This is a genomic window from Planctobacterium sp. AWM4_229, from assembly GCF_056160305.1.
Map to the genome: position 1 here is coordinate 640,219 of NZ_JBSWWX010000002.1, position 24,535 is coordinate 664,753.

General features: G+C 46.5%; 28 protein-coding genes. 21 read left to right on the forward strand and 7 right to left on the reverse strand.

Annotated elements, in window-relative coordinates; genetic code table 11:
* Window positions 1-436 precede the first annotated feature (436 nt).
* The 12 genes from gspC to ACXAGP_RS05860 are packed head-to-tail and all read left to right on the forward strand — an operon-like array spanning window position 437 to window position 11,773.
* Window positions 437-1,381 (forward strand): type II secretion system protein GspC, encoded by a 945-nt coding sequence (gene gspC, locus ACXAGP_RS05805; RefSeq protein WP_475260129.1) that lies wholly within the window; start codon window positions 437-439, stop codon window positions 1,379-1,381.
* A gap of 14 nt (window positions 1,382-1,395) precedes the next feature.
* Window positions 1,396-3,444 (forward strand): type II secretion system secretin GspD, encoded by a 2,049-nt coding sequence (gene gspD, locus ACXAGP_RS05810; protein WP_475260130.1) that lies wholly within the window; start codon window positions 1,396-1,398, stop codon window positions 3,442-3,444.
* Window positions 3,445-3,447: 3 nt separating this feature from the next.
* Window positions 3,448-4,998, forward strand: coding sequence for a type II secretion system ATPase GspE (gene gspE / locus ACXAGP_RS05815; RefSeq protein WP_475260131.1), 1,551 nt, complete (start codon window positions 3,448-3,450; stop codon window positions 4,996-4,998).
* 1 nt (window position 4,999) lies between these two features.
* The gene (gene gspF / locus ACXAGP_RS05820) at window positions 5,000-6,214 is read left to right on the forward strand and encodes a type II secretion system inner membrane protein GspF (RefSeq protein WP_475260132.1); all 1,215 of its coding nucleotides are present in this window, start codon (window positions 5,000-5,002) and stop codon (window positions 6,212-6,214) included.
* Window positions 6,215-6,227: 13 nt separating this feature from the next.
* Window positions 6,228-6,653: a type II secretion system major pseudopilin GspG gene (gene gspG, locus ACXAGP_RS05825; protein ID WP_338290384.1), complete on the forward strand. Its 426-nt coding sequence runs from the start codon at window positions 6,228-6,230 to the stop codon at window positions 6,651-6,653.
* A gap of 13 nt (window positions 6,654-6,666) precedes the next feature.
* A complete protein-coding gene (gene gspH / locus ACXAGP_RS05830) occupies window positions 6,667-7,293 on the forward strand; it encodes a type II secretion system minor pseudopilin GspH (RefSeq protein WP_475260134.1) in 627 nt (208 codons plus the stop codon).
* The gene (gene gspI, locus ACXAGP_RS05835) at window positions 7,290-7,673 is read left to right on the forward strand and encodes a type II secretion system minor pseudopilin GspI (protein WP_475260135.1); all 384 of its coding nucleotides are present in this window, start codon (window positions 7,290-7,292) and stop codon (window positions 7,671-7,673) included. The genes gspH and gspI overlap by 4 nt, the downstream gene beginning before the upstream one ends.
* A 2-nt stretch (window positions 7,674-7,675) precedes the next feature.
* Complete coding sequence (gene gspJ, locus ACXAGP_RS05840) at window positions 7,676-8,311, forward strand: type II secretion system minor pseudopilin GspJ (RefSeq protein ID WP_475260136.1); 636 nt, start codon at window positions 7,676-7,678, stop codon at window positions 8,309-8,311.
* The gene (gspK, locus tag ACXAGP_RS05845; RefSeq protein ID WP_475260138.1) at window positions 8,311-9,315 is read left to right on the forward strand and encodes a type II secretion system minor pseudopilin GspK; all 1,005 of its coding nucleotides are present in this window, start codon (window positions 8,311-8,313) and stop codon (window positions 9,313-9,315) included. Before gspJ ends, gspK begins: the two co-directional genes overlap by 1 nt.
* Complete coding sequence (gspL, locus tag ACXAGP_RS05850) at window positions 9,315-10,511, forward strand: type II secretion system protein GspL (protein ID WP_475260139.1); 1,197 nt, start codon at window positions 9,315-9,317, stop codon at window positions 10,509-10,511. The genes gspK and gspL overlap by 1 nt, the downstream gene beginning before the upstream one ends.
* Before the next feature lie 12 nt (window positions 10,512-10,523).
* Window positions 10,524-11,012, forward strand: a complete 489-nt coding sequence (gspM, locus tag ACXAGP_RS05855) for a type II secretion system protein GspM (protein ID WP_475260140.1) — start codon at window positions 10,524-10,526, stop codon at window positions 11,010-11,012.
* 11 nt (window positions 11,013-11,023) lie between these two features.
* Window positions 11,024-11,773, forward strand: a complete 750-nt coding sequence (locus ACXAGP_RS05860) for a type II secretion system protein N (protein ID WP_475260141.1) — start codon at window positions 11,024-11,026, stop codon at window positions 11,771-11,773.
* Window positions 11,774-11,800: 27 nt separating this feature from the next.
* Here ACXAGP_RS05860 and yrfG read toward each other — a convergent pair whose 3' ends face one another.
* Entirely contained in the window at window positions 11,801-12,484 is a 684-nt protein-coding gene (gene yrfG, locus ACXAGP_RS05865; RefSeq protein ID WP_475260143.1) for a GMP/IMP nucleotidase, read from the reverse strand.
* A 53-nt stretch (window positions 12,485-12,537) separates the two neighbouring features.
* On the opposite strand from yrfG, the gene nudE reads away from it, so the two are divergent.
* The 5 genes from nudE (at window position 12,538) to ACXAGP_RS05890 (ending at window position 15,153) form a co-directional block, all read left to right on the forward strand.
* Window positions 12,538-13,098, forward strand: a complete 561-nt coding sequence (gene nudE / locus ACXAGP_RS05870) for an ADP compounds hydrolase NudE (RefSeq protein ID WP_475260144.1) — start codon at window positions 12,538-12,540, stop codon at window positions 13,096-13,098.
* A 2-nt stretch (window positions 13,099-13,100) separates the two neighbouring features.
* Window positions 13,101-13,934 (forward strand): 3'(2'),5'-bisphosphate nucleotidase CysQ, encoded by an 834-nt coding sequence (gene cysQ, locus ACXAGP_RS05875; RefSeq protein ID WP_475260146.1) that lies wholly within the window; start codon window positions 13,101-13,103, stop codon window positions 13,932-13,934.
* Window positions 13,927-14,484, forward strand: coding sequence for a YceI family protein (locus ACXAGP_RS05880; RefSeq protein WP_475260147.1), 558 nt, complete (start codon window positions 13,927-13,929; stop codon window positions 14,482-14,484). The genes cysQ and ACXAGP_RS05880 overlap by 8 nt, the downstream gene beginning before the upstream one ends.
* Window positions 14,485-14,499: 15 nt before the next feature.
* On the forward strand, window positions 14,500-14,814 hold the full coding sequence (locus ACXAGP_RS05885) for a VOC family protein (RefSeq protein WP_475260148.1): 315 nt from the start codon (window positions 14,500-14,502) through the stop codon (window positions 14,812-14,814).
* A 129-nt stretch (window positions 14,815-14,943) separates the two neighbouring features.
* Window positions 14,944-15,153 carry a VOC family protein gene (locus ACXAGP_RS05890; RefSeq protein ID WP_475260150.1) on the forward strand — a complete coding sequence of 70 codons (210 nt, stop codon included), beginning with the start codon at window positions 14,944-14,946 and terminating at the stop codon, window positions 15,151-15,153.
* A 35-nt stretch (window positions 15,154-15,188) separates the two neighbouring features.
* On the opposite strand, the gene ACXAGP_RS05895 is transcribed toward ACXAGP_RS05890, so the two are convergent.
* Genes ACXAGP_RS05895 through ACXAGP_RS05910 form a run of 4 tightly spaced genes read right to left on the reverse strand, consistent with a single transcriptional unit; the run spans window position 15,189 to window position 18,800 of the window.
* Entirely contained in the window at window positions 15,189-15,437 is a 249-nt protein-coding gene (locus ACXAGP_RS05895) for a YheU family protein (RefSeq protein ID WP_475260151.1), read from the reverse strand.
* Between the two features lie 42 nt (window positions 15,438-15,479).
* Window positions 15,480-16,457 carry a hydrolase gene (locus ACXAGP_RS05900; protein WP_475260153.1) on the reverse strand — a complete coding sequence of 326 codons (978 nt, stop codon included), beginning with the start codon at window positions 16,455-16,457 and terminating at the stop codon, window positions 15,480-15,482.
* Entirely contained in the window at window positions 16,454-16,918 is a 465-nt protein-coding gene (locus ACXAGP_RS05905) for a TIGR02444 family protein (RefSeq protein ID WP_475260154.1), read from the reverse strand. The genes ACXAGP_RS05900 and ACXAGP_RS05905 overlap by 4 nt, the downstream gene beginning before the upstream one ends.
* Entirely contained in the window at window positions 16,890-18,800 is a 1,911-nt protein-coding gene (locus ACXAGP_RS05910) for an ATP-binding cassette domain-containing protein (protein WP_475260155.1), read from the reverse strand. Before ACXAGP_RS05910 ends, ACXAGP_RS05905 begins: the two co-directional genes overlap by 29 nt.
* A gap of 57 nt (window positions 18,801-18,857) precedes the next feature.
* Here ACXAGP_RS05910 and ACXAGP_RS05915 point away from each other — a divergent pair, with 57 nt between their 5' ends.
* The gene (locus ACXAGP_RS05915) at window positions 18,858-19,067 is read left to right on the forward strand and encodes a YheV family putative zinc ribbon protein (RefSeq protein ID WP_475260157.1); all 210 of its coding nucleotides are present in this window, start codon (window positions 18,858-18,860) and stop codon (window positions 19,065-19,067) included.
* A gap of 17 nt (window positions 19,068-19,084) precedes the next feature.
* Here the strand turns inward: ACXAGP_RS05915 and ACXAGP_RS05920 are convergent, their stop codons facing one another.
* Both ACXAGP_RS05920 and ACXAGP_RS05925 read right to left on the reverse strand, forming a co-directional pair.
* Entirely contained in the window at window positions 19,085-19,285 is a 201-nt protein-coding gene (locus ACXAGP_RS05920; protein ID WP_475260158.1) for a SlyX family protein, read from the reverse strand.
* Between the two features lie 30 nt (window positions 19,286-19,315).
* Window positions 19,316-20,263 (reverse strand): WD40 repeat domain-containing protein, encoded by a 948-nt coding sequence (locus ACXAGP_RS05925; protein ID WP_338294777.1) that lies wholly within the window; start codon window positions 20,261-20,263, stop codon window positions 19,316-19,318.
* 186 nt (window positions 20,264-20,449) lie between these two features.
* Between ACXAGP_RS05925 and ACXAGP_RS05930 the strand changes: the two genes are divergently transcribed.
* The 3 genes from ACXAGP_RS05930 (at window position 20,450) to ACXAGP_RS05940 (ending at window position 24,519) form a co-directional block, all read left to right on the forward strand.
* On the forward strand, window positions 20,450-21,217 hold the full coding sequence (locus ACXAGP_RS05930) for an FKBP-type peptidyl-prolyl cis-trans isomerase (RefSeq protein ID WP_475260159.1): 768 nt from the start codon (window positions 20,450-20,452) through the stop codon (window positions 21,215-21,217).
* A gap of 350 nt (window positions 21,218-21,567) precedes the next feature.
* Window positions 21,568-22,047: a transcription elongation factor GreB gene (gene greB, locus ACXAGP_RS05935; RefSeq protein WP_475260251.1), complete on the forward strand. Its 480-nt coding sequence runs from the start codon at window positions 21,568-21,570 to the stop codon at window positions 22,045-22,047.
* Window positions 22,048-22,167: 120 nt separating this feature from the next.
* Window positions 22,168-24,519 carry a Tex family protein gene (locus ACXAGP_RS05940; RefSeq protein ID WP_475260160.1) on the forward strand — a complete coding sequence of 784 codons (2,352 nt, stop codon included), beginning with the start codon at window positions 22,168-22,170 and terminating at the stop codon, window positions 24,517-24,519.
* The last annotated feature ends 16 nt before the right edge of the window (window positions 24,520-24,535 follow it).

Sequence of the window (24,535 nt, forward strand, 5' to 3'; positions counted from 1 at the left end):
TGGATAGTGTGAATCATCAGGAGATTAACCTTGCAACGCGTAATTTTTTTGCAATTAATTGTATTTAGAGTTGTACCGCTTTGAGCGACTGACTATCATGGTCCACCGAAAATAAAGCTCAACTCATAACAAATCGAGAGTGTGTTGAACTTTTCGGTACAATTTTGCAGCAGTGTGTGTGCAATTTAGACAAGGCGAATGCTTGAAGGTCTAGAGGTTCTAAATCAAAAGCATTCAACACAGTATAAATTGCACACAGGCGCTGCCCAAAGGGTTCGTCATATAAGCGCTTTACTCTTTGTCACAGTCCTTTGACTTAGCACCACTAGGCCTGTAGGACTGTTCAGCGATTAAAGCGCTTATATATAGAACAAATTTCGTACAGAAAAGGCCAACACACTCTACTAATAAAGAGCTATTTAATAACGAACTTCACATGACAGCAGCACAATTATCAACAGACCAACTATGGTCAATCTGGCAAAAGCATCAAAAGTTAATCAATCGTTTGGTGGTGCTGTTGCTGGTTGTCTATCTTTTGGCCTATGCCGCAGAAATCGTCTGGCGCCTCATCCCCTCACCCGAAGCCGATACCGCACAAAATACGGTGACGCTGCAATCGAACAACAGCGACAAAAAACAGCAATCAGTAAATGTAAATAGCATCAAACGCTTACATCTATTTGGCGATCCAGGTGCCGTAAAACAAGAAGTTAAAACCGTGGTACAAGATGCCCCGGAAACCAATCTCAATTTAACCTTATCTGGCCTGGTAGCCAGCACCGCAGAACAAGAAGGGGCCGCAATCATTGAAAATCGCGGCGAACAAAACACTTACGGCATTGGTGAAAAAATCGATGGCACACGCGCTGTGGTAAAAGAAGTGTTCCCAGATCGCATTATTATTGATAACAGTGGCCGCATGGAAACTTTGATGTTAGACGGTCACGATTTCACGGCAGTAAAAGCCATCACTCCCGGAGCGAACAACATTATCAAACCAGCGATGGTTAATGGCCCGCAAGACCGAATGAGAAAACCCGCACCTGCACTTACCGAAGATACCCGTGCTGCGGCCATGGCGCTACGTGCCTCTCCTGCCAAGTTTACCGACTTTATCGCCATTCAGCCCCACCGGGAAAATGGCGAAATTGCAGGCTATAAAGTCAACCCAGGTAAAGACCCTACGTTGTTTAAAGAAGCAGGTTTGCAGGCAAACGATATACTTACTGAAATTAATGGTCTCGATCTGACGGACATTCAACAGTCGATGGAAGCCATGAAAATGTTGCGCACTGCAGAATATTTAGAAATTACGCTCTCCAGAGACGGTTCACAAACCACTTTGTCGTTGGAATTACCCGACTCTGCCGGAAACTAAAAAAGGAAAGAACTATGAGGAAATTTCGTCCGCTGATAAAGGGCCTGCTGGCCGCCACTATCGCGTCTATGATAGCCCTCAATTCTCCGGCATGGGCCGCAGAATACTCGCCAAACTTTAAAGGCACCGAGATCACTGAATTTATCAATATCGTCGGTAAAAACCTGAAAAAAACCATCATCGTGGATCCAAACGTGCGTGGTAAAATCACCGTACGCAGTTACGATTTATTATCGGAAGATCAGTATTACCAGTTTTTCTTAAACGTCTTACAAGTTTATGGCTTCGCGGTTGTTGAAATGCCTAGTGGTGTACTCAAGGTAGTGCGAGACAAGGACGCTAAGTCGTCGAATATTCCAGTAGTGGATGGTCAACTGTTCGATGGTGATGAAATGATCACTCGAGTGGTGCCAGTATACAGCGTGCCAGTAAGAGAACTGGCTCCTATTTTAAGACAGCTAAACGACCAGGCCGGTGGCGGTAACGTTATCAGCCATGATCCTTCTAATGTCATGATGATCACAGGTCGTGCCGCCGTGGTTAATCGTTTGACGGAAATCATCGAACGGGTTGATAAAGCCGGTGACCGCGAAGTAGAAATCGTTAAATTGCGCTTTGCTTCTGCTTCAGAAATGGTGCGTATCCTGGAAAGCATCAACAACTCTCAAGGCAAAAGCAACACTCCGGATAACCTTGAACCTAAAGTGGTTGCCGACGACAGAACCAATAGTGTTATCGTCAGCGGTGATATCAAAGCGCGTGAACGCATCATTACCCTTATCAATCGCCTCGATAAAGAACTGGAATCCAATGGTAATACTCGGGTAATTTTCCTTAAATACGCTAAAGCCGAAGACTTGGTGAACGTATTGCAAGGTGTGAGTGCCAGCATCGGTCAGGAAGAACAAGCGGGTAACAATAGCCGTAACCGTCGTAACACCTCCCGAGAAGTCAATATTGATGCCCACATTGATTCTAACGCGCTGGTGATTACCGCTGAGCCGGACATGATGGCTTCTTTAGAAGAAGTTATTCGCCAGCTGGATGTGCGCCGCGCCCAGGTCCAAGTAGAAGCTATTATAGTGGAAGTCTCTGAAGGCGACGGTACCACGTTAGGTATTCAGTGGGCCACTGAGGCCGGTGGTGGTCAACAGTTCACTAACGGTGTGGTGCCCATCGGCTCTTTGGCTGTAGCTTACGATCAAGCACAGGATGAAACCACAACCACCACAACATTTAGCCAACCAACTGATGGCGGTGACCCTATCCAAACAGAGACCACCAACACTGAACAAGGTGACCCCTCTCTTTTGGCAAATCTACTTGGAACAGTTAATGGCTTTTTAGTGGGTGCGGTAAAAGACGATTGGGGCGCGGTATTGCAAGCGGTTAGCACAGACACTAACTCCAATATCCTGGCCACACCGCATCTGACCACCATGGACAACGAAGAGGCCTTCTTCATTGTGGGTCAAGAAGTACCCATTATTACCGGGTCTACATCCAGCTCCAACAACTCCAACCCTTTCCAGACGGTGGAGCGTAAGGAAGTGGGTATTAAGTTGAAAGTCACACCACAAATCAACGAAGGGAATGCCGTACAATTAGTTATCGAGCAAGAAGTCTCCAGTGTGAGTGGTGCAACTTCAGTGGATATCGCCATCAACAAGCGTGAAATTAAAACCACGGTAATGGCGGATGATGGCGGCACTATCGTGTTAGGTGGTTTGATTGATGATGACGTACAGGAGAGTGTCTCTAAAATACCTCTGCTGGGTGATATCCCCTATCTGGGCAACATCTTTAAGTCCACCTCCACCACCAAGCGCAAGCGCAACTTGATGGTATTTATTCGTCCCACCATCATTCGCGATGGCATCACCATGAATAAGATCAGTCATCGCAAATACAACTTTATTCGCGCCGAACAGTTAAAACGCGAAGAAAAGGGTATTGCTTTGATGCCGTTGACCGATACACCAACCTTGCCTGACTGGAATGATGAACTGGAACTTCCGCCTTCTTTTGAAGAGTATTTGCAAGAGAAGAACAAGGAAGACTAGACCATGAGTGAGAACTTAATGGAACAGGCCGAAGCGGTTGAAAACGACGTTGTTGAGGCAGAGCAGGAAGACACCAGTTTACTGCCCTCACAACTGAGCTTTGGCTTTTCTAAACGCCATCGCGTGCTGTTGGACAATATCGCCAATCCAGCCATTCTGTATCACACAGACGAAACCGAATTGTCGGCATTCCAGGAAGTCAGACGCTTCCTGGGAAAACCCTTCGAGCTAAACGAAGTCGATAACGACCGCTTTGAAAAGCTGCTAACCGATGCCTTCCAGCGAGATACCTCTGCTGCAAAACAGCTAATGGAAGACATTGGCAACGAAAGTGATTTGTTCTCTCTAGCGGAAGAACTGCCAGAAACAGAAGACTTGTTAGAAAGCGAAGATGATGCCCCTATTATCAAGCTGATTAACGCCATGCTGGGTGAAGCCATCAAAGAAGGCGCATCGGATATCCATGTCGAAACCTTTGAAACCCAGCTTACCGTGCGCTTCAGAGTGGATGGCGTATTAAGAGAAATTCTCAAACCCAATCGCAAACTGGCCTCCATGCTGGTATCCCGTATCAAGGTTATGGCGAAACTGGATATTGCCGAGAAACGCGTACCTCAGGATGGCCGTATTACCCTGCGTATTGCCGGGCGTGCCGTTGATGTGCGGGTTAGTACCATGCCTACCGGACATGGCGAGCGTGTGGTATTGCGTTTATTAGATAAAAATAACGCTCGACTCAATCTTGAAGATTTGGGTATGACCCAGGCCAACCGCGATAAGTTTTCAGACCTTATTCGCAAACCCCATGGCATCATTTTGGTTACCGGCCCCACGGGTTCGGGTAAAAGTACCACCTTGTACGCGGGTTTGAGCGAAATAAACTCCAAAGATCGCAACATCTTAACGGTGGAAGATCCCATTGAATTTGATTTGCCCGGTATCGGACAAACCCAGGTAAACAGCAAAGTAGATATGACCTTTGCCCGAGGCTTAAGAGCTATCTTGCGTCAGGATCCTGATGTGGTAATGGTAGGTGAGATTCGAGATCTGGAAACGGCTCAAATTGGTGTTCAGGCCAGTTTAACCGGTCACCTGGTATTATCTACCCTGCACACTAATACCGCTGCTGGTGCAATTACGCGTTTAGAAGATATGGGCATCGAACCCTTCTTATTATCTTCCAGTTTATTGGCGGTATTATCACAACGCTTGGTGAGAACCCTATGTGAAGACTGTCGTGTGCCTCACCAGCCCACCAGCCAGGAGCTGAATATCCTGGGTATCTCAGAAGCGCAGATTTCCGAGCATAGTATTTATGCTGCCGGTGGCTGTGTAGCCTGTAACCATACAGGCTACAGAGGAAGAACAGGCATTCACGAATTACTATTAGTGGATGAAAATATCCGCGAACTGGTACACAATGGCCACGGCGAGCAGGCGATTGAAAAATACATTCGCCAATCCACACCAAGCATTCGCGAAGATGGTTGCCGCAAAGTATTACTGGGCGTCACAACACTGGAAGAAGTGTTACGCGTAACAAGGGAAGAATAGAATGGCGGCCTTTTCCTATAAAGCCCTTGATGCAAAGGGCCGCAACAAAAGTGGTATTTTAGAAGGCGACAATGCCCGACAGATTCGTTCGCAGTTGCGTGAGAAGGGTCTCATCCCACTGGAAGTAGAGCCCGCCGCAGAAAAAGAACAAAAAATCTCAAAAGGGCTACAACTCTTTCAACCTAAAATCTCAGCAAGTGATCTGGCTCTGTTAACCCGACAACTGGCCACCCTGGTTGAATCCGCTTTACCGCTGGAAGAAGCCTTACTGGCAGTAGCGGAACAATGTGAAAAACCCCGTCAGAAAAATATGATGATGGCAGTGCGCAGTAAAGTGGTTGAAGGCCACTCTCTCGCTGATGCCATGGCGGAATTCCCCTACGTTTTCGACCAACTGTTCCGCGCTATGGTAGCGGCAGGTGAAAAATCGGGTCACCTGGATACGGTTCTCAACCGCTTGGCGGATTATACCGAAAAGAAACAGCACACCCGCAGTATCATTGTTCAGGCCATGGTTTATCCCACCATAATGGTGGTGGTAGCACTAATCATCGTCACCATGCTGCTCACTTATGTGGTACCTAAGATTGTCGGTCAGTTCGACACCATGGGCCAGGATTTACCGGGCGTTACGCAGTTTCTCATCAACCTCAGTGAATGGGTTAAAGCCTACATATTCCACACTTTGGCAGCCATCATCATCGCCATCGTGCTGTTCAAGCGCATGATGCTCAACGAGGGTTTTCGTTTACAGGTGCATCGCCGTTTATTGTCCCTACCCGTGATGGGCAAAGTGATTAAAGGGCTGAACACCAGCCGCTTTGCCAGCACCCTAAGTATTCTGACCGCCAGTGCCGTGCCCATCCTTGAAGGCATGCGTATTTCCGGTCAGGTACTACTGAACGATTACATTAAAAAGCTGATTCTGGAATCGGCGGAAATGGTTCAGGAAGGCTCAAGTCTGAAGGTGGCATTGGGTAAAACCAAGGTATTCCCGCCCATGATGATGCACATGATTGCCTCAGGCGAGAAAAGTGGCGAGTTACAACAGATGTTAGGCCGGGCAGCCAACAACCAGGATCGCGAGTTTGAAATGCAGGTCAGCGTGGCGCTGAGTATTTTAAGTCCGATGCTAATACTGGTAATGGCCGGAATTGTATTTTTTATCGTAATTGCAATTTTGCTACCGATAGTGTCGCTCAATTCAATTGTGTAACAGGAGTAAAGCAGTGAAAAATAAAGGTTTCAGTTTAATTGAAGTAATGGTGGTGATCCTCATCATCGGTATCATGACCGCCATTATTGCCCCCAATATTTTAGGCAATACCGAAGAGGCCAAGCTTAAAAAGGCGGCTATCGATATCCAACAACTGGAAAGTGCGCTGGAAATGTATAAGTTGCGCAACAACGTATTCCCCTCTACCGAGCAAGGCCTGGAAGCATTGGTAACGGCTTCTAACATTGAACCGGTACCGCGTAACTTTCCTCAGGACGGTTTCATCAAGCGCTTACCGCAGGATCCTTGGGGTAACGATTATCAGTTACTTAATCCGGGTGAGATGGGCACTATCGACGTGTTCAGTAACGGGCCTGATGGTCAACCTGGCAGTGACGACGACATCGGTAACTGGAATATCAACGACTTTCTGAACTAAGTCCTCCATATTTATGCAGCACCGCCTCGACAAAACCCTATTCCATAAAGGTTTCACCCTGATCGAGATCATGGTGGTGCTGTTTATGATTGGCATGGCTGTGGCGGTTGTCATGCTCAACTATTCCGGCACTGATTACGACAAGCTACTGCGCAAACAGGCACAGCGCTTTCAAGTGGTGTTTGATATGGCATCGGATTATGCGGTGCTCAATCAAATGCAATTGGGTTTGCGTTTGGAGCCAGAAAAGAGTCAATACTATTTCATGTTCCTCAATGACGAAGATAAATGGCGCCCTATCGATAATGATAAGCTGTTTTCCGAACACCAATTGCAAGAGGACTTTTATCTGGAGCTGAAACTGGATGATCTGCCTTGGCTCGCTGAAGACAGCTTGTTTGATGCCGGTATTTTTGATGAAGAACTATCAGTCTCAAATGAGAGTACCAGTATTGGCGAAGAGGAAGAAGAAGAGCCGGAGCCGCCCCAGGTGTTTATTTTTTCCAGTGGTGAATTCACCCCCTTCAGTGTCACCTTTAAATTCGAGCCGCAATTTGGTGATGCAGATCCGGTTTATTTTCGGGTTAACGGCCACGAATATACGCCGCTGGAATTAGAAGGTCCGTTGGAGTTTTTATGAATGTCAAAGGACTGACACTACTAGAAGTCATGGTGGCACTGTTTATTTTTGCCCTCACCGCCACCTCCATCATGAAAGCCACCGGTGAGCACATTCGCGGCATCAGCACACTGGAAGATATGACCATGGCTACCTGGGTCGCCAACAACGAACTCAATAACCTGCTTACTGAACGCCAATGGCCGCCAGAAAACAACCTCAAAGGCTCTGTCGAATTAGGGGGGCGAACCTGGCACTATCAACATCTGGTCACTGAAACCCAGGATAAGGAGTTTCGTCAGGTGGAAGTGATTGTAGCCCAAGATGAAAAAATGGAATCAGTGGTCACTTCGGTGAAAACCTATTTGTCTAACCCCAATCCAGCACCAGTGACACTGTGACCATGACGGCTCATAAAGGTTTTACATTACTGGAAATACTCGTGGCCCTGGCGGTATTTACCCTGATTGGTCTGGCTTCTCATAGTGTGCTGAATACCGTCCTGGACACTGATGAGGTTTCCACTAAACGTTTTACCAAACTACAAGATTTGCAGCGGGCGATGTCGATAATCGAACGAGACCTGCAACAAGCAGTTGAACGGGCAGCTCGAGTGCAACAAGGTCAATCTAACAACGTCGTGATAAGCGGTGGTTTAAATGCCTTTGAAAGTGATGCTGATGGCCTGGCATTTGTGCGTGCTGGCTGGGCCAATCCGCAACTGATTTTACCTCGCAGCACCCTGCAGGGTGTCGGCTATCGATTGCAATCCGGCGAATTGCAGCGCCTTTATGGTAACTATGTCGACAACGTCATTGGTAGTGAACCAAAAATTCGGGTACTACTAACTGACATTGAAGATCTGCAATTTCAGTTTCGCATCTCCAAAGATAAAACCACGTCCAACGACAATAATATCTGGCAGGATACCTACACAGGTAACCAACTGCCCTACGCCATCGCTATTGAGATTGCCAGCACTGAATTTGGTTTAATTCGTCGGGAGTTCGCCCTGGCCACCACGCAAGGGACTGACTAATGCATAAGCAAAGAGGCGTCGCACTTATTGTGGTATTACTGGTGGTGGCTTTAGTATCTATCAGCGCCACCGACATGGGGTCTCGCCTGCAACTGCAAGTGAAGCGCTCTATGAGTCTAAAAGACAATAATCAGGCTTATTGGCTTGCCATAGGTGCCGAACAATTTGCCCAAAAAACCATTGCGCAACTGATCAAACAGAACAATAGCACAATCGACATCACGCAGCCTTGGGCCCAGGAAAATATCCAGTTCCCTGTAGAAGGCGGATTTATTGAAGCCACCTTGGAAGATATGCAGTCCTGTTTTAACCTTAATGCCCTTAAAAGTGGTGGCTCTGCTGCTGGTAGTGCCGGTTCTGCTAGCGGCAGTGGCAGCAGTAATGCCCATCAGCTACATTTGCAAGAGTCTTTCAAGCGCTTATTGCAAACTGATGGATTGGATATCCCAGCATTCAACCGAGACACCTTAAAAGATGCCTTAATTGACTGGCTGGACGAAGACAGTATGCTCAACGGCAATTACGGTGCTGAAGATGCCGACTACGAATCCCTGGAGCACCCGTATCTTGCGGCGAATACTAAAATGGCCTCTAAGTCGGAACTGCGCCTGGTAAAAGGAGTAGAATTAAGCTGGTTAAACAAGCTCATGCCACTGGTTTGCGTGATTCCGGACAAACAAGACTTTGCGCTGAATGTGAATACTCTTACGCCGGAAAAAGCCCCGGTGCTGGCGGCGTTGCTCGGGGTTAGCAAGAGTAATGCAGAGAACATCATCGGCGGTATTCCTTTTGACACACTGTCACAATTCTTTAGCGAACCAAATGTTTCTGCAGCCAATTTACATACAGACTTGCAAAACATGTTCGTTGTCAAAACCCGGTATTTTATTTTGCATGTGAAAACCACGTATAATAGCGCCACGTTCAAGATGTCATCCGTCTTTAAAGTGGCACCAGATGATACAGTTCACGTGATCAGACGTGAATTTGGAGGAAAGCTCTAATGGAAAAACTCGTTATCCGCCTGGGAAACCAGCCCGACAGCCAGATAAACTGGCTGGTTTGGTCTGCTCAGGAACAGGAGATCATTGCCTCTGGCGTATTGGAATCGACAGAGCAGCTTTCCACACTCAAGCAGCGCACAGGCAAAGATGAGGCAATACTCATTGTTCCAGGCAGCGAAGTGTTGTTAAAAAACGTGACCTTGCCGGGGAAAGCCAATCGCAAATTACTCAGCGCCGTGCCCTATATGCTGGAGGATGAACTCTCTCAAGATGTAGACGATTTGTTTTTCGCCTGGCACAAACAAGAAGATAAAGACCAACAGGTGGCCATTGTCAGTAAGGCCAAAATGCAATACTGGTTAGACTGTTTGCAAGATGCCGATCTGTTTTGCAGCAAAATTCTGCCTGACACCCTCTGCATACCTTATGAAGATGCAAGTTGGCAAGCACTTACTCTGGATAATGACCTCATAATCAGGCAAGCCCCGTGGCAAGGCTTATCTGGAGAAATCCAGTGGCTGGCACCCGCTGTAGAGCTGTATGCCAAAAAACAAGAGCAGAAACTACACCTACAATTCAGCACTGAACCGCAAATTCACAATCTGGCCAATGTTGAAATTGACTATCATCCAGGCCCTATGGCCATGCAAACCCTGGCGCAACAAGCAGTAGCGACTGAATTCAATCTGCTGCAAGAACAGTATAAGGTTAAAAAACGCGGTAAGAGTGGGGCTAGTCAGTGGCGTTTAGCAGCGATTTTAGCAGGCGTGGCACTGCTCACGACCTTTGTGGACAAAGGCATTCAGGCCTCGCAACTCAGTAGTCAAAGCGATGCTATCAAACAGCAAATCGAAGCGGAGTTTAAGCGGGCCTTCCCGGAAACCCGCCGTATTGTAAATGTCAGAAGTCAGATGCGTCAGAAAATGGAAGCACTGGATCAAACCAGTGGTGGTGTTTCCATGTTAGCCATGATGTCCGTACTTGATGGCGCGTTCGCTCAAAGCCAGATCAAACCGCAAACCTTGCGCTTTGATCGCGCCCGTTCCGAAATTCGCATGCAGGCGGTGGCCACAGGCTATGATGCCTTGGAAACCTTTAAACGCGTGGCTGAACAGCAAGGCTTCACCGTAGAACAAGGCGCTATTAACAACCGTGACGATCAGGTTATCGGTTCTTTGGCCATCAGAAGTGAGTAAGGGAAACAGGTCATGAAACAAATTGAAGAGTTAAAACAACGTTTCGCCCAGCTTACCGATAGAGAGCAAAAGCTGGTATTGTTAAGTACCGTGGTGATTGTCATTGGCGCCATCTACTTTTTGATTTATGCGCCCATGCAAGCCAGCATCGAACGCAATAGCGCCTCCCTGAATAGCCAAAAAGAGCTTTTAACCTGGGTGACGCAAAATGCCAACCGCGCTGTACAACTTAAACAATCCGGTGGCCAGGGTAATCAATTTAGCGGCTCTTTACCGCAAGCGGTAAACCAAACAGCCAATAGCAGCGACATTACTATTTCCCGCATGCAGCCCCAGGGTGATGACATCCAGATCTGGGTTGATAATGCCCGCTTTGACAATGTACTTAACTGGTTGCAGTCCCTTGAAAAGATGGGAGTACAAATCATCGAAGCGGATATCGCTGAAGGCGACAGCCCAGGCATCGTCAAAATTCGCCGTCTCAGACTCAGCAAATTGTAAACAGCAGGACTATGAAACAACAATTGACGCTCACTGCAGGTGCAGTAATTCTCTTTGTGGTATTTTTATTGGTTAAGCTACCTGCCAGTCAATTAATTCCACGCTTACCCTTACCTGCCGACATTTCCTTAAAAGGTTTATCAGGCACTGTTTGGGATGGCCATGCTGATCAGGTAGTAGTTAAAGGTCTCGGCATTAACAACGTCGACTGGCAGCTAAGCTTTTTACCATTACTCATTGGCAATGCGACACTGGAATTAGACGCCGGTAGCGCCCGAGATAGCGAACAGATCTCCATTAAAGGTGATATCAATGTAAGCTTGTCTGGTATTAGCGCTCAAAACCTTAGCTTATTCGCCCCAACGCCACTGCTAATGGCACAAGTTGAATTGCCAATTCCGGTAGATGCCTCCGGCAGAGCCCGAATCAATATTGAGCATTTTTATTATCACAAAACCAATGGCTGTAGCGAATTAAAAGGCACTGGCAGCTGGTTGAATGCAGGCGTAGCAGGTTTTAATGGCCAGGTGCAATTGGGTAACTTTGAGGCCAATTTACATTGTGACAACGGGCCAATTGAAATCACGACGGCTCCAGATAACTCACTTAACCTAAGTGCTAAAGCCGTGGTGCAGCACAATGGAAAATTTAGCGTCAATGGTCAGTTTAAAGTGTCTGAAAACCTGCCTAAAGAAGTGCATGATGCCGCTAAGTTCTTCGGTCGCGCCGATGCCCAAGGGTTTTATCAGATAAAGCTATAAAGACAGCCAGTGTGGCTGTCAAGATCTCTATGTCAGCAATGAGCTGGTAAAGATATCCGGGGTGATGTCTCGATAATCGCGCACCGAGGGAAACTGAGTAATATTGCGCACCGGTTTTTGACTATCGGGATTCTCCACCGCTAATAAGTGTTTAATACCGAACTCCTGCGCCGCTTCTAATATGGTCAGGCTGTCATCGACAAACAGTGTGGTGGTCTTGTCAAAACCAATTTCCTGTTGCAGTTTTTGCCATAACAGTTGCGATTCCTTAGTCACACCAAACTGATGAGTGGAATACAATACGTTTATGTGCTGGTCTAGTTGCGTTTTCTCAACTTTAAGTGACAGTGAGTCTGGATGGGCATTCGTCACCAGATAGACTTCTCTACCCGTGTCCCGCAAGGCATCAAGAAAAGGGATGGTGTCGGGGCGCATAGAGATAAGGTGATCAATCTCGCGCTTCGCTTCCACAATGTCCATTTCCAGCTTTTCCGCCCATTTGTCGAGACAATACCAATCTAATGTCCCCGTTACACGCTGATATTCTTGAGTTAAATACAGTTGCGCTTCTTCGAAGCTAACTCCGCGCTTTTCTGCCAGACGTTTAGGCAGATGGTGCATCCAAAATTGGTTGTCGTAGTGCAAATCCAATAATGTTCCATCCATATCTAGCAGGACGGTTTCTATTTCCTTCCAATGTAACGTAGGCATTTGAATTCATAAGCGTTATAGTATGAGTAAAGCAATTGTAACGCGGCGCCAGAGTGAGTAAAACAGATTCCGAAAAACAATTACCCATAATACACGATAGAGAAGTCGTGGCCCGGAGTCGTTTGTTTAAATTGGAACAGGTTCATCTGGAATTCTCAAATGGCGAAAAGCGCATATTTGAGCGTATGGCAGGCTCTGGCCGCGGTGCGGTTATGATAGTGCCAATGGTAGATAACAATCGCTTTCTGCTGGTACGCGAATATGCCGCAGGGTTACACGAATACCAATTGGGTTTTCCCAAGGGCCTGATAGACCCCGGAGAATCCCCTGAAGAAGCCGCGAATCGCGAATTAAAAGAAGAAGTGGGCTTTGGCGCCAAAAAACTAGAAGCGCTGACCACTGTCACCATGGCTCCCACCTTTTTCAGCGCCCACATGCACATACTCTTGGCTCATGATCTGTATCCGGAGAAGCTACCAGGCGATGAGCCTGAACCCCTTGAAGTAGTAGAGTGGTCTTTTGATAATATGGACGCATTGCTCAATCGCGAAGATTTTACCGAAGCACGCTGCATCGCAGCGTTAATGTTGGCACACAAGAGGCTCAACAGTTAACGATGAACCCCTATCAGGAATTACTACAAATCGCTAAAAGCGCCGCGCTCAAGGCGGGCTCGAGTATCATGGATATATACGACTCGGGGGATTTTGACAGTTTTAGCAAAGACGACGATTCGCCGGTTACTACTGCAGATTACAAAGCCAATGAGATAATTACCCGGTACCTCAAAGAACACTCGCCAGACATCCCTATCATGTCGGAAGAGAGCAAACACGAGTCTTTGGAAATCCGTAAGAACTGGTCCCGTTATTGGTTAATCGATCCCATAGATGGTACTCAAGAATTTATTGCCCGAAGTGGCGACTTTGCTATCAATATTGCTTTAATTGAAAATAATGAACCCGCCATAGGCGTCATCTATTGGCCCGTTGGTGAAACCTTATATTTCGCCAGTAAAGGTCATGGCGCCTTCAAGGAAAGCCCGAAAGAAGATAAACAAATATTCGTCAGAAAGCTGGCGGATCCGGAAAGCGGTGAGGTATTGGTGGCCATTAGCCGCCGTCAACCAGAAGACCGGGTCATGTCCCGCATGACCAAAGAGCGCATCTACAGTACGATCCCATTGGGCAGTTGCTCGTTGAAGTCTTGTTTTATCGCCGAAGGCAAAGCTGATGTATTCTTGCGTATTGGCATTACAGGTGAGTGGGATACGGGTGCGCCACAGTGCATCGTCTCCGAAGCGGGCGGTAAGATTTTATCGGCAGAGTTTGAACCGCTTACTTACAATCGCCGTAAGAGCTTGCTCAATCCAGACTTTGTGGTGCTCGGTGATCAGCGGGTGGATTGGGAACAAATAGTCTTGTATAACCTGGTAAGTAAAGATGAATAAACTTTTAGTATTATTGGCTTTTTTCTCCACAGCCTGTTTTTCTCAATGGCAGTTAGACGCCGAAAAATCAGAAGTCTCTTTTGTCTCCACCAAAAATCTCCACTTCCGTGAAGTGCACCGGGTACAACAAGTTTCAGCCACCATTGCGCAGCAGAGCAAAGTGACAATTGAACTGGACCTCAGTTCTATTGAGTCTGGAATTCCTATTCGCAATGAACGCATGAAGACCATGCTATTTGACGTTGCTAACACCAAAACGGCAACACTGAGCTTCACGCTTCCTGCAGCGCTGGATTCACTTGAAAAAGCCACTCGTTACACGCTCACTGCGCAGCTATCCTTGCATGGCACAAATCAGGAAGTCACGCTGGACATCTTGTTGACGCCCGCAACAGACAACATAACCGGCACCTTAGTCACCCCAATTATCATCAATGCTGCTGATTTTGGCTTAGTACCCGGAATTGAAGCCTTGCAGAAGGTAGCAGGATTGAGTTCAATTGGACATTCAGTTCCAGTATCTGCCACCTTGGTGCTCTACAAACCATAACAAAGGTGAATGCTCATGGACCTGAATCAGGTTACCTTGCCCGTTTCAGACATGCAGGAAGCGATTAGTTTCTACATTGCCATGGGCTTTACACTTATTGTTGATACTCCGCATTACGCGCGCTTTTCCTGCCCGCAAGGTAACTCAACTTTTTCGCTATCGCTGGAAGACATGCCAATACCCCAAGGAGCGGTGATTTATTTTGAGACTGAAAAGCGAGAGCGTGTTGACCTTTACTGTACAATATTTGTTCTATATATAAGCGCTTTAATCGCGGTACAGTCCTACAGGCCTAGTGGTGCTAAGTCAAAGGACTGTGGCAAAGAGTAAAGCGCTTATATGACGAACCCTTCGGGCAGCGCCTGTGTGCAATTTATACTGTGTTGGATGCTTTTGATTTAGAACCACTAGATCTTCAAGCATTCGCCTTGTCTAAATTGCACACAGACTGCTGCAAAATTGTACCGGAAAGACCAATACGCTCTAAATGAGCGCTACCAAGAGCTTGTCGCAAAAGGCATTCAGTTTGAACAACCTCCTACCGAGCAGCGTTATTTGTGGAAAGAAGCGATCCTGCACGATCCGTCAGGCAACAAAATAAAGCTGTATCACGCGGGAGAGAACCGACTCAATCCACCCTGGCGAGTTGAGCCATCTGCACAAAAGTAATATCCGGTTTAATAGAGGCTGTTCAAAAACCAGCTTTATTCCTGATAGTCATTGCTCATCATCGTCTGTAAATCGGCTTTACTGACAATATCAAAACTCTCATCCAATTCAGAGAATACTATCTGCGCGTCTCCCCTTTTGATGATGGCAAGAACCTGCTGAACCTTAGTTTCAAGTGCCACTTCATGTTCACCGTAATCAGTGCCTTCTCGCAGTACAAATGCGGTAATCAGATTTTTCAAACTGTCTTCAGGAATTTCTTCTACAGGTACAATAACAGACATTACTTACTCTTTAACATCAAAACCATTTAGGTATGCGAGCGCTTACATACCTATTTCATTAAGTGCCCTTTTGATGCGCTCATTGACCCAGAACACTGGGTTAAGCAACGAGCCCTGCAGGAAGCCCACATGTCCACCACGTTCGCTTAATTCGATTCGCACCGCTGGGGAGATTCGTTTGCCAGGCGGCACGATATCTGGCGTCATAAAAGGATCGTCTTTGGCATGCAGCACCAAAGTCGGGGTTTTTATATTTTGCATAAACTGGTTGGCACTGCAGCGCTGATAATAATCAAGCGCATTCTTAAACCCGTGTAAAGGCCCGGTGATCTTGTCATCAAACTGATAGAAACTTTTAAAGTTATTAATCTCTGCCAAACTCAGGCCAAGTCGCGTGCGATAGTCAAAGCGATGAAACTTTTCACTGAACTTACGGCGCATGCTTTTTAACAGGTGATATTGGTAAACCCTGGAAAACCCCTGCGCTATCGCTTCTGAGCAACGCGCCAAATCGAAAGGTGGCGATACTGCAACGGCTTGTTGCAACCAGCTTTGTTCGGGTTCTTCCCCCAGTAACTTCAACAACATATTGCCCCCCAGGGAATACCCGATCCCCACAAAAGGCATGTCGGGGTAGCGTCTGCGCAGTTCTTCCAGTACCCGTTTATTGTCTTGCGTTTCGCCAGAGTGATAGGAGCGCGCGGTTTGATTTCCCGATGGCCCACAGCCGCGAAAGTGCACCAAAACACTACGCCAACCTTGCGCACTTAACATAGCCATCAGATGAGCAGCGTAATGAGAATCAGCAGAGCCTTCAAGACCGTGAAATATAACCACCAGGCCATTTTGAGAAGGTTCATTCTTGGTCCACGCCAATTCGATAAAGTCGTCATCCGGAGTAGCTAACTTCTCCCATTGTAAGTCCAGCTTAGGCTTGCGCACGAAAAAGCGGGGCCAGATGGTTTGTAGGTGACGATTGCGCGCCCAAAAAGGCGCTTTGAATTCGGAGGTAACGATCATACCGCGCTTTGCTCCAGCACCTGTTTAAGTTTTTCAACTTCCGGAGTAAGCGCCGGGTCACAGGATTGCATATAGTTGTATAAACAATGCTCTGATGCGTTTACCCGAGTAGTCTTGGCGAGTGCCTCAATAAGAGTCTGTTGTTGTTTCATTTCCCAATCTAGTTCACATTTTAAAGCTGCTTTGTATTCTGAACTACCTTTGATAAGGCTGTTGCGTTTTTGCCTGAGATTTAACAGCGTATTTTCAGATTCTGCGATTTCTCGCCGCATGTGACTAAAATCAGCAGCAGAGATACTAAAACCGTGGTTTGTTAGCCATTGACACAGCAGTAAGATATTCACGTTTAGACGCAATCTATTTTGCGCATCCAAACATTGCTCTTTTACGCCCGGACGAGCGTAAAGTTCACATGAAAATTGCCAGAAGGCCTCAGGATTCAATAGATTGTCTGAATTCATTTTCGGCACTCTCTAATGCTTCCTGCGCTTCAAACCAGATTTCCTCAGCCTCCTGCAATTCACTGGTGAGCTGAGTTTGCTTAGTAAGCAAGTCTTTCAACATAGACTTATTTTGCTCTTCATATAAAGAAGTATCCGCCAGAGCAACCTGTAACTCATCCAACTGCTGTTGGCATTGCTCCATTTGTTTTTCGCCTTTGTTCAGACGCTTTTTAATGGGCTGTATCTCTTGCCGAAATTGAGCTTCCAGGCGTTTGATATCTTTGCGTGATTTGCCAGGCGACGATTCTTGTTGCTTATCCGATGTCGCAACAGATTTTGTTAAAACCCATTTTTCGTAGTCGTGAATATCGCCATCAAAACGATCCACCTGAGCATTGTCTACCAGATAATATTCGTCAGACACCGCTGAGATTAAAAAGCGATCGTGAGACACGATAACCATCGCCCCTTCAAAGGACTGCAATGCCAACGTCAGTCCTAAGCGAGTTTGCATATCCAGGTGGTTAGTGGGCTCATCCAATAATAATAAGTTCGGTTTTTCATATACGATCAGAGCCAAGGATAAACGCGCCTTTTCCCCCCCTGACATGGGCGCTACCGGGCTTAGGGCGTCGTCACCATGAAAACCGAAGCTGCCAATGAAGTTGCGCAGACTTTGCTCTGTCGCTTTTGGATCCAACACCTGAAAGTGCTGCAATGCTGACATATCAGGGCGCAACTTATCCATCTGATGCTGAGAAAAGTAACCCACCTTCAACCCTGCACTCGTGGCGTACTCGCCACTCAGCGGCGCCAGCTCCCCCGCCAACATTTTAATTAATGTCGACTTGCCGGCGCCATTGCGCCCTAACAAGCCAATGCGGCTTCCTGGCACCAGATTTAACTGGATATTCCTGAGGATACTCACATCGCCGTAGCCCGCTTCCGTTTTTTCCATTAAAACCAACGGATTAGGCAGCTTTTCAGGAGTGAAAAAAGAAAAAGAGAATGAAGAGTCTTGTGTTTCTGGAATGATTTGAACCAGTTTATCCAGTTGCTTTTTGCGACTTTGTGCTTGTTTGGCTTTGGATGCTTTGGCCCCGAAACGGTCAATGAACTTTTGCAGATGGGCAGCCTTTTCCTGTTGCTTGCGAGCCGTGGCTTCCTGCAATCGCAAGCGCTCCGCTCGTTGCTTTTCAAAGCTGCTGTAGTTACCTGTGTAGGCCCTCAGATTCGTTTGCTCAAAGCTGACAATGTGATTAACCACCGCATCCAAAAAATCTCTATCGTGAGAAATAAGCATCAAGCACCCTTCATAACCTCTTAACCAGGATTCCAGCCAGATGACAGCATCCAGGTCTAAGTGGTTAGTGGGTTCATCGAGCAACAGAAGGTCAGAACGCTTCAATAGCGCTTGCGCGAGGTTTAAGCGCATCCTCCAACCACCGGAGAAACTGCTTACCGGCAAAAGATGCTGGTTTTGCTCAAACCCCAAACCGCTCAAGATAATGCCAGCTCTGGCCTCAATGGTGTCGGCACCAATATCCTGCAGCTTGCCGTGTAATTCAGCAATCAGGATGCCGTCATTGGCTTCATTCGCAGCTTCTAATTGCGTCTGAAGATGACGTAATTGTTTTTCCCCATCCAGTACGTATTGCAGTGCGGTCTTTTCAACCGCTGGGGTTTCCTGGGCAACATGGGCAATTTGCCATTCAGATGGAACGCTCAACTCCCCTTCTTCAATGGGAAATTGTTGTAAAACCGCTTTAAAGAAGGTGGACTTGCCACAACCATTGCGGCCAATGATGCCAATTCGTTGCCCGCTATTGAATTGCAGGTTGGCATCCCGGATGAGGTATTCTCCGCCCTGCATCAGAGCGAACTGTTTTAATAAAATCATACTTTTTGTTTTAGTTTGGATAAAATAGCGATGTCGTCATCACCATAGACTGAGCAAATGAGTACCAGAATTAAAAAACGTTTTATTGCAGGCGCAATATGCCCACATTGTAAAGCCAATGACAGCCTGATGCTATTCATGGAAAATAACGTAGAAAAAGTCGAATGTGTGCACTGCGGTTATCACAAATCACAAACCGATGCTGAAACTGAAAAGCAAACCCGCGCCAATGAGAACGTGATTGGGATTTTCAAACCTCAGCAATAACTGTCAGCCTCTACCTTCTAGTAATGTGGCGGCGGCGTTTCATCTTCCAAAGAGGCAATATTACTGGAGGACATTTCTTTCAATTTACTGCTGACATGCTGCATCTTAAATTGCAGCTCAGCAATTTGCTGTTGTTGCTTGATAAGTGCCTGATTCAGAGCCTCAATGGTGTCCTCCTGGTATGCCACTTTGATCTGTAACTGTTCTATCTCGTTCAATTCAATTGCCTTGCAAAATAGTTAGGAGCGCTATTGTATGTCCCAAATCTCAGCCCAGCCACTACTACTTTCGGAAATAACCTGATTATCACCATAAAAACCGACGCCATACACAATGGCACTGTTACCCATGGCCTTGTCGTTGGGTTTTACTCGCCAGCCATTGAGTTTTTTCCCGGTTTTGACATCCCATAGAGCCAACAAACGATTCGGTGAGCCGGTTAAAAGTCTTGTGCCATCTTCTGAAAACTGCACAGCAGAGAAAATTATCTGCCTCTGAATAAACTGTAAGGTAGAGACTTCCTCGCCAGTTTGTACATCCCAAATACGCGCTGTTTTTTGGCTGTCTGCAGTAAACAGATAACGACCTTTGGGATCCAAAGCGACTTTAGTCACCCGGCTGGGGTGATCGAAGCGATACACTACCTGGCCAGTTCGGGTATCCCAAAGGTAAGCGACATAATCGTTACCGCCGGTTAATGCGTAATAGCCGTTGGGGGAAATATCAACGCTGTTAATGCGCTCAGTGTGCCCCAAAAACTCTAATCGTCTTCCCGTAAAAGGCTCCAGCATCAATACCTTACCATTGCTTCTGCCAACAAGAACTGTTGTTCCCTTATCGGCAATGGCCACATCTCGTATGGTTGATTCGTCAATGCGCCAGAACCCATCGGGCTCTCCGTTTTCCAGGTTCCAGATGGCGAAAGATTCCCGGTCGGCACTCACCACATAAGAGGTATCACTGGCGATCTTAACGGTGGACACCAGATTAATGGTTTCACCGTCGCCTTTGTAACCCCATTGATAAACCTTTTGATTGAATTCCAGGTCCCATACCAATAATCCCAAATCAATACTGGATACCACACTAATTTTGGCATCCGCGGAGATATCCGCTGCCATACTGCCATCTTCAGCATGTTGAAACTCAAGCGCGGATTCTTTTCGGTAGGTGCCACACGCGATCAAACTGGTCATCAGGCAGATGAGCAGCAAAAACTTCAGGATTCGGTTACTTTTCGCACTAAACACGGTTTTATTTTGGTCTTAAGGTTTCGAAATGGAAAAACTGTGTTTAGTATATGCGCTTTGCGTGGAAACTGCCCGCCACAATTTCTGGCTTTTTTCAAACAAATCACAAACTAAAATAATTCGGAGCACGTCATGAAAAATAAAACGCTTTGGTTAGCAATGGCTAGCGTGATTGGGTTGAGCGCATGTCAACAAGAACAATCTTCAAATACCGCCAATACAGAAAAGGCAGCAGCAATGACAATGACTATTGAACAAGTAAATCAATTACCTGAAGCAGAAAAGCAAGCTTACGCTTTGGGTGAGAACATGGGTAAATACGTAGAAAATCAAGTGGAGCAATATGCTCAACTTGGCCTTTCTTTCAGTGCCGAGCAAGTTAAACGCGGTTTCCTTGCTGCGATTGAGGGCAACGCACTTTTGACAGACGAAGAAGCCACTCAATTACTACAAGCCCTGCAAGCCAGCGCGCAGCAAGCCCAAACTGAAATGGCGGCAGCTGAAGGCCAGAAAAACCTTGAAGCTGGTTTAGCTTACCTGGAAGAAAACAAAAAGCGCGAAGGCGTGATGGTAACTGAATCTGGTATTCAATACGAAGTATTGACTCAAGGTGAAGGTGAAAAGCCAGCAGCTGAAGACACAGTTAAAGTTCACTACCACGGTACCCTGATTGACGGCACAGTATTTGATTCTTCCTACGATCGTGGCGAACCTGCTACTTTCCCGCTTAACCGCGTAATCAAAGGTTGGACAGAAGGCGTACAGCTAATGAATGTCGGCTCTAAGTACCGTTTCCATATTCCAAGTGAACTGGCTTATGGCACAAGAGCAACGGGCAAAATCACACCAAATTCAACACTGGTATTTGACGTAGAATTATTGTCTATCGAATCCAAGTAATTCTGAAATACTGTTATCCAGACAGAACAAAGCCGGGAATTAACCCGGCTTTTTTATAGTTTCTGTTCGACCATTTCCTTGCCGATCCTGGTCCTCATCGGATATTTCGAATGGTATTGCGCCTGGCAATATTTACAAAACCGTTTAAACGGCATCAAAAGTTAAAACGTTGCAAAACCCAGTTTTTTATTGAGTTTTGTTAAGAGATAAGAAATTTTATACCTCCATTCTCAGCGCTTTTGTTACTATTAACTCTAGTCCAAAACAGAAATTTTTCCTGTTGAGAATAGTGTTTTTTGACACAAATATGACAACCTATTGAATCGGAAAAGAATTTAGTTTTTTTGAATATGCGAACTCCCCTCATCACTCGACCAGGCTACCTTAAACTGAAAGCCGAGCTCGACTATTTATGGCGTACAGAGCGCCCCGAAATCACGGCTAAGGTTACCTGGGCGGCCAGTTTAGGCGACCGCAGTGAAAACGCCGATTACAAAGAAAACAAGCGCAAGCTCAGAGAAATCGATCGCAGAGTGCGTTATCTAACAAAGCGCCTTGAAGCCTTGAAGGTCGTAGATTATTCGCCACAACAAGACGGAAAAGTATTTTTTGGCGCTCGCGTGTGTATTGAAAACGAGCAAGGTGAAGAACGACAGTTTCAAATTGTAGGTTACGATGAAATATTTGATCGCAAAGACGCCATTTCCATCGACAGTCCAATGGCCAGGGCTTTGCTCAAACACCAGGTAGATGATGAAGTCGTTGTGTCGACACCAGAAGGTAAAAAACGCTGGTTTATTGTTGAAATCGACTATCCGGATGCCCACTAACCAGTCAACGTGAGGAAAACCGACGAATGACATTGTAATGTCTCTGTATGACCTCATATTGCAGCGATAAGTGACAGAACCACAGTTTTGTTAAAGCAAAATTCCCAATGGATTAAAGCCATGAGTAATCAAACCATCTTTTCTCAGCTCAGTGAGGAGCTGAACATTTCAAAAGCCCAAATCAATGCGGCCGTTGAATTAATGGACGGCGGTGCGACAGTTCCCTTTATTGCCCGCTATCGAAAAGAAGCGACCCAAGGGCTGGACGATACCCAGCTGCGTAATTTGTCGCAACGACTCACCTATTTAAGAGAACTGTGGGAACGTAAAGAGGCCATCGTAAAATCGATTTCCGAACAAGATAAGCTGACCCCTGAGCTGAAAGACAAGATTGACACCTGTGTATCTAAAGCGGAGTTAGAAGAGCTCTATTTGCCCTACAAGCCCAAGCGTCGCACCAAAGGTCAAATCGCCATTGAAAATGGCTTAGAACCACTGGCCGAAGCACTGTTTAACGATCCCAATCTGGATCCAGAAACAGAAGCACAAAAATATTTGAACGAAGTTGTAGCAACCACTAAAGATGCATTGGATGGCGCTCGCTTTATCCTGATGGAGCGCTTCGCCGAAGATGCAGACCTTTTACAAAAAATCCGTCTGCACCTGAAGAAGCAAGCCTTTATCAAAAGTCAGTTAGTAGCGGGTAAAGAAAAAGAAGCCGCTAAATTCAGCGATTATTTTGATCATCGCGAAAAACTCATGACCACCCCCTCGCACCGTGCACTGGCGATGTTCCGTGGGCGTAATGAAGGCTTTTTACAGGTTTCACTGGAGCCTGACCCGGAAAAAGAAGAAAGCGATAAGACATCTTATTGCGAAACCATTATCGCTGAGCACACTGGCCTTGCCAGCCAGCATTTATCGCAAAAAGCCGCCGGGAAATGGCTTTCAGGCGTAATCCAGTGGACATGGAGAATAAAGATTCTTATGTACATGGAAAACGAATTATTCAGTCAATTAAGAGAAAGTGCCGAACTTGAGGCTATTAATGTTTTCGCTTCCAATCTGAAAGACCTATTAATGGCAGCCCCAGCAGGCCCTAAAGTAACCATGGGATTAGATCCAGGTTTAAGAACTGGAGTGAAGGTGGCTGTGGTTGATCAAACCGGAAAAGTGCTGGCAACTCAGGTGATTTACCCACATGCGCCACAAAACCATTGGGACAAATCATTACGTACCCTGGCTAATGTTTGTCGACAGCACAAAGTGGAGTTAGTGAGTATTGGCAACGGTACGGGCTCTCGAGAAACCGACAAGCTGGTTGCAGAACTGATGAAAAACGAGCCTGAACTCAAGCTCACTCGTTTAATCGTCAGTGAAGCTGGCGCTTCCGTCTACTCAGCTTCAGAGCTAGCCTCACAGGAACTCCCCGAGATGGACGTATCTTTGCGCGGTGCAGTGTCTATTGCTCGACGCCTGCAAGATCCTTTGGCTGAGTTGGTCAAGATTGAGCCAAAAGCTATTGGTGTCGGCCAGTATCAGCACGATGTTAGCCAAAGCCAATTAGGACAATCGCTTGCAGCCGTCATCGAAGACTGTGTAAACGCAGTAGGTGTAGACTTAAATACCGCTTCCCCCGCGATTTTAGCTAACATTTCAGGCTTGAATAAGACACTGGCACAAAATATTGTCGATTACCGCAATCAAAATGGTGCTTTTAGCAGTCGCAAAGAGCTGACCAAAGTTACAAGGCTCGGTCCCAAAGCGTTTGAGCAATGTGCTGGCTTCCTCAGAATTAACCAAGGCAATGAGCCACTAGACGCCTCAGCGGTACATCCAGAAGCCTATCCGGTAGTGGCGCGTATTCAGGAGCAAGCCGGTTGTGAGATGAAGCAGCTTATTGGCAATGCCGATGTGTTGAAAAAACTTCTGCCTGAGCACTTTGTTGATGACCACTTTGGGCTGCCAACGGTTAAAGATATTTTCTCAGAGTTATTAAAACCAGGACGCGACCCAAGACCCGAGTTCAAAACGGCGAAGTTTAAGGAAGGTATCGATACCATTAACGATCTCAAGCCCGGAATGATTCTGGAAGGCGTGATCAGCAATGTCGCAAACTTTGGAGCCTTTGTTGATATTGGTGTACACCAGGACGGCTTGGTACACATATCCTGCATTACTGATAAATTTATATCTGACCCCAGAGAAGTGGTTAAAGCCGGTGATATTGTTAAGGTTAAAGTCACCGATGTCGATGTGCAGCGCAAGCGTATTTCATTGACCATGCGGCTGGATGACAAGGCTTCGGCAAACAAGCATCAAGCGAACAACAATCAAGCAAACAAGACCAACAAGCGCTCAGATGCCAAACCTACCAGACACTCAAGGCCAGCAAGACAAGATAATAAGTCGTCTCAAAACAGTGCCATGGGTAACGCTTTCGCGGAAGCTTTTGCGAAAGCTAAAAAGTAATCGGCCACATCTCAGC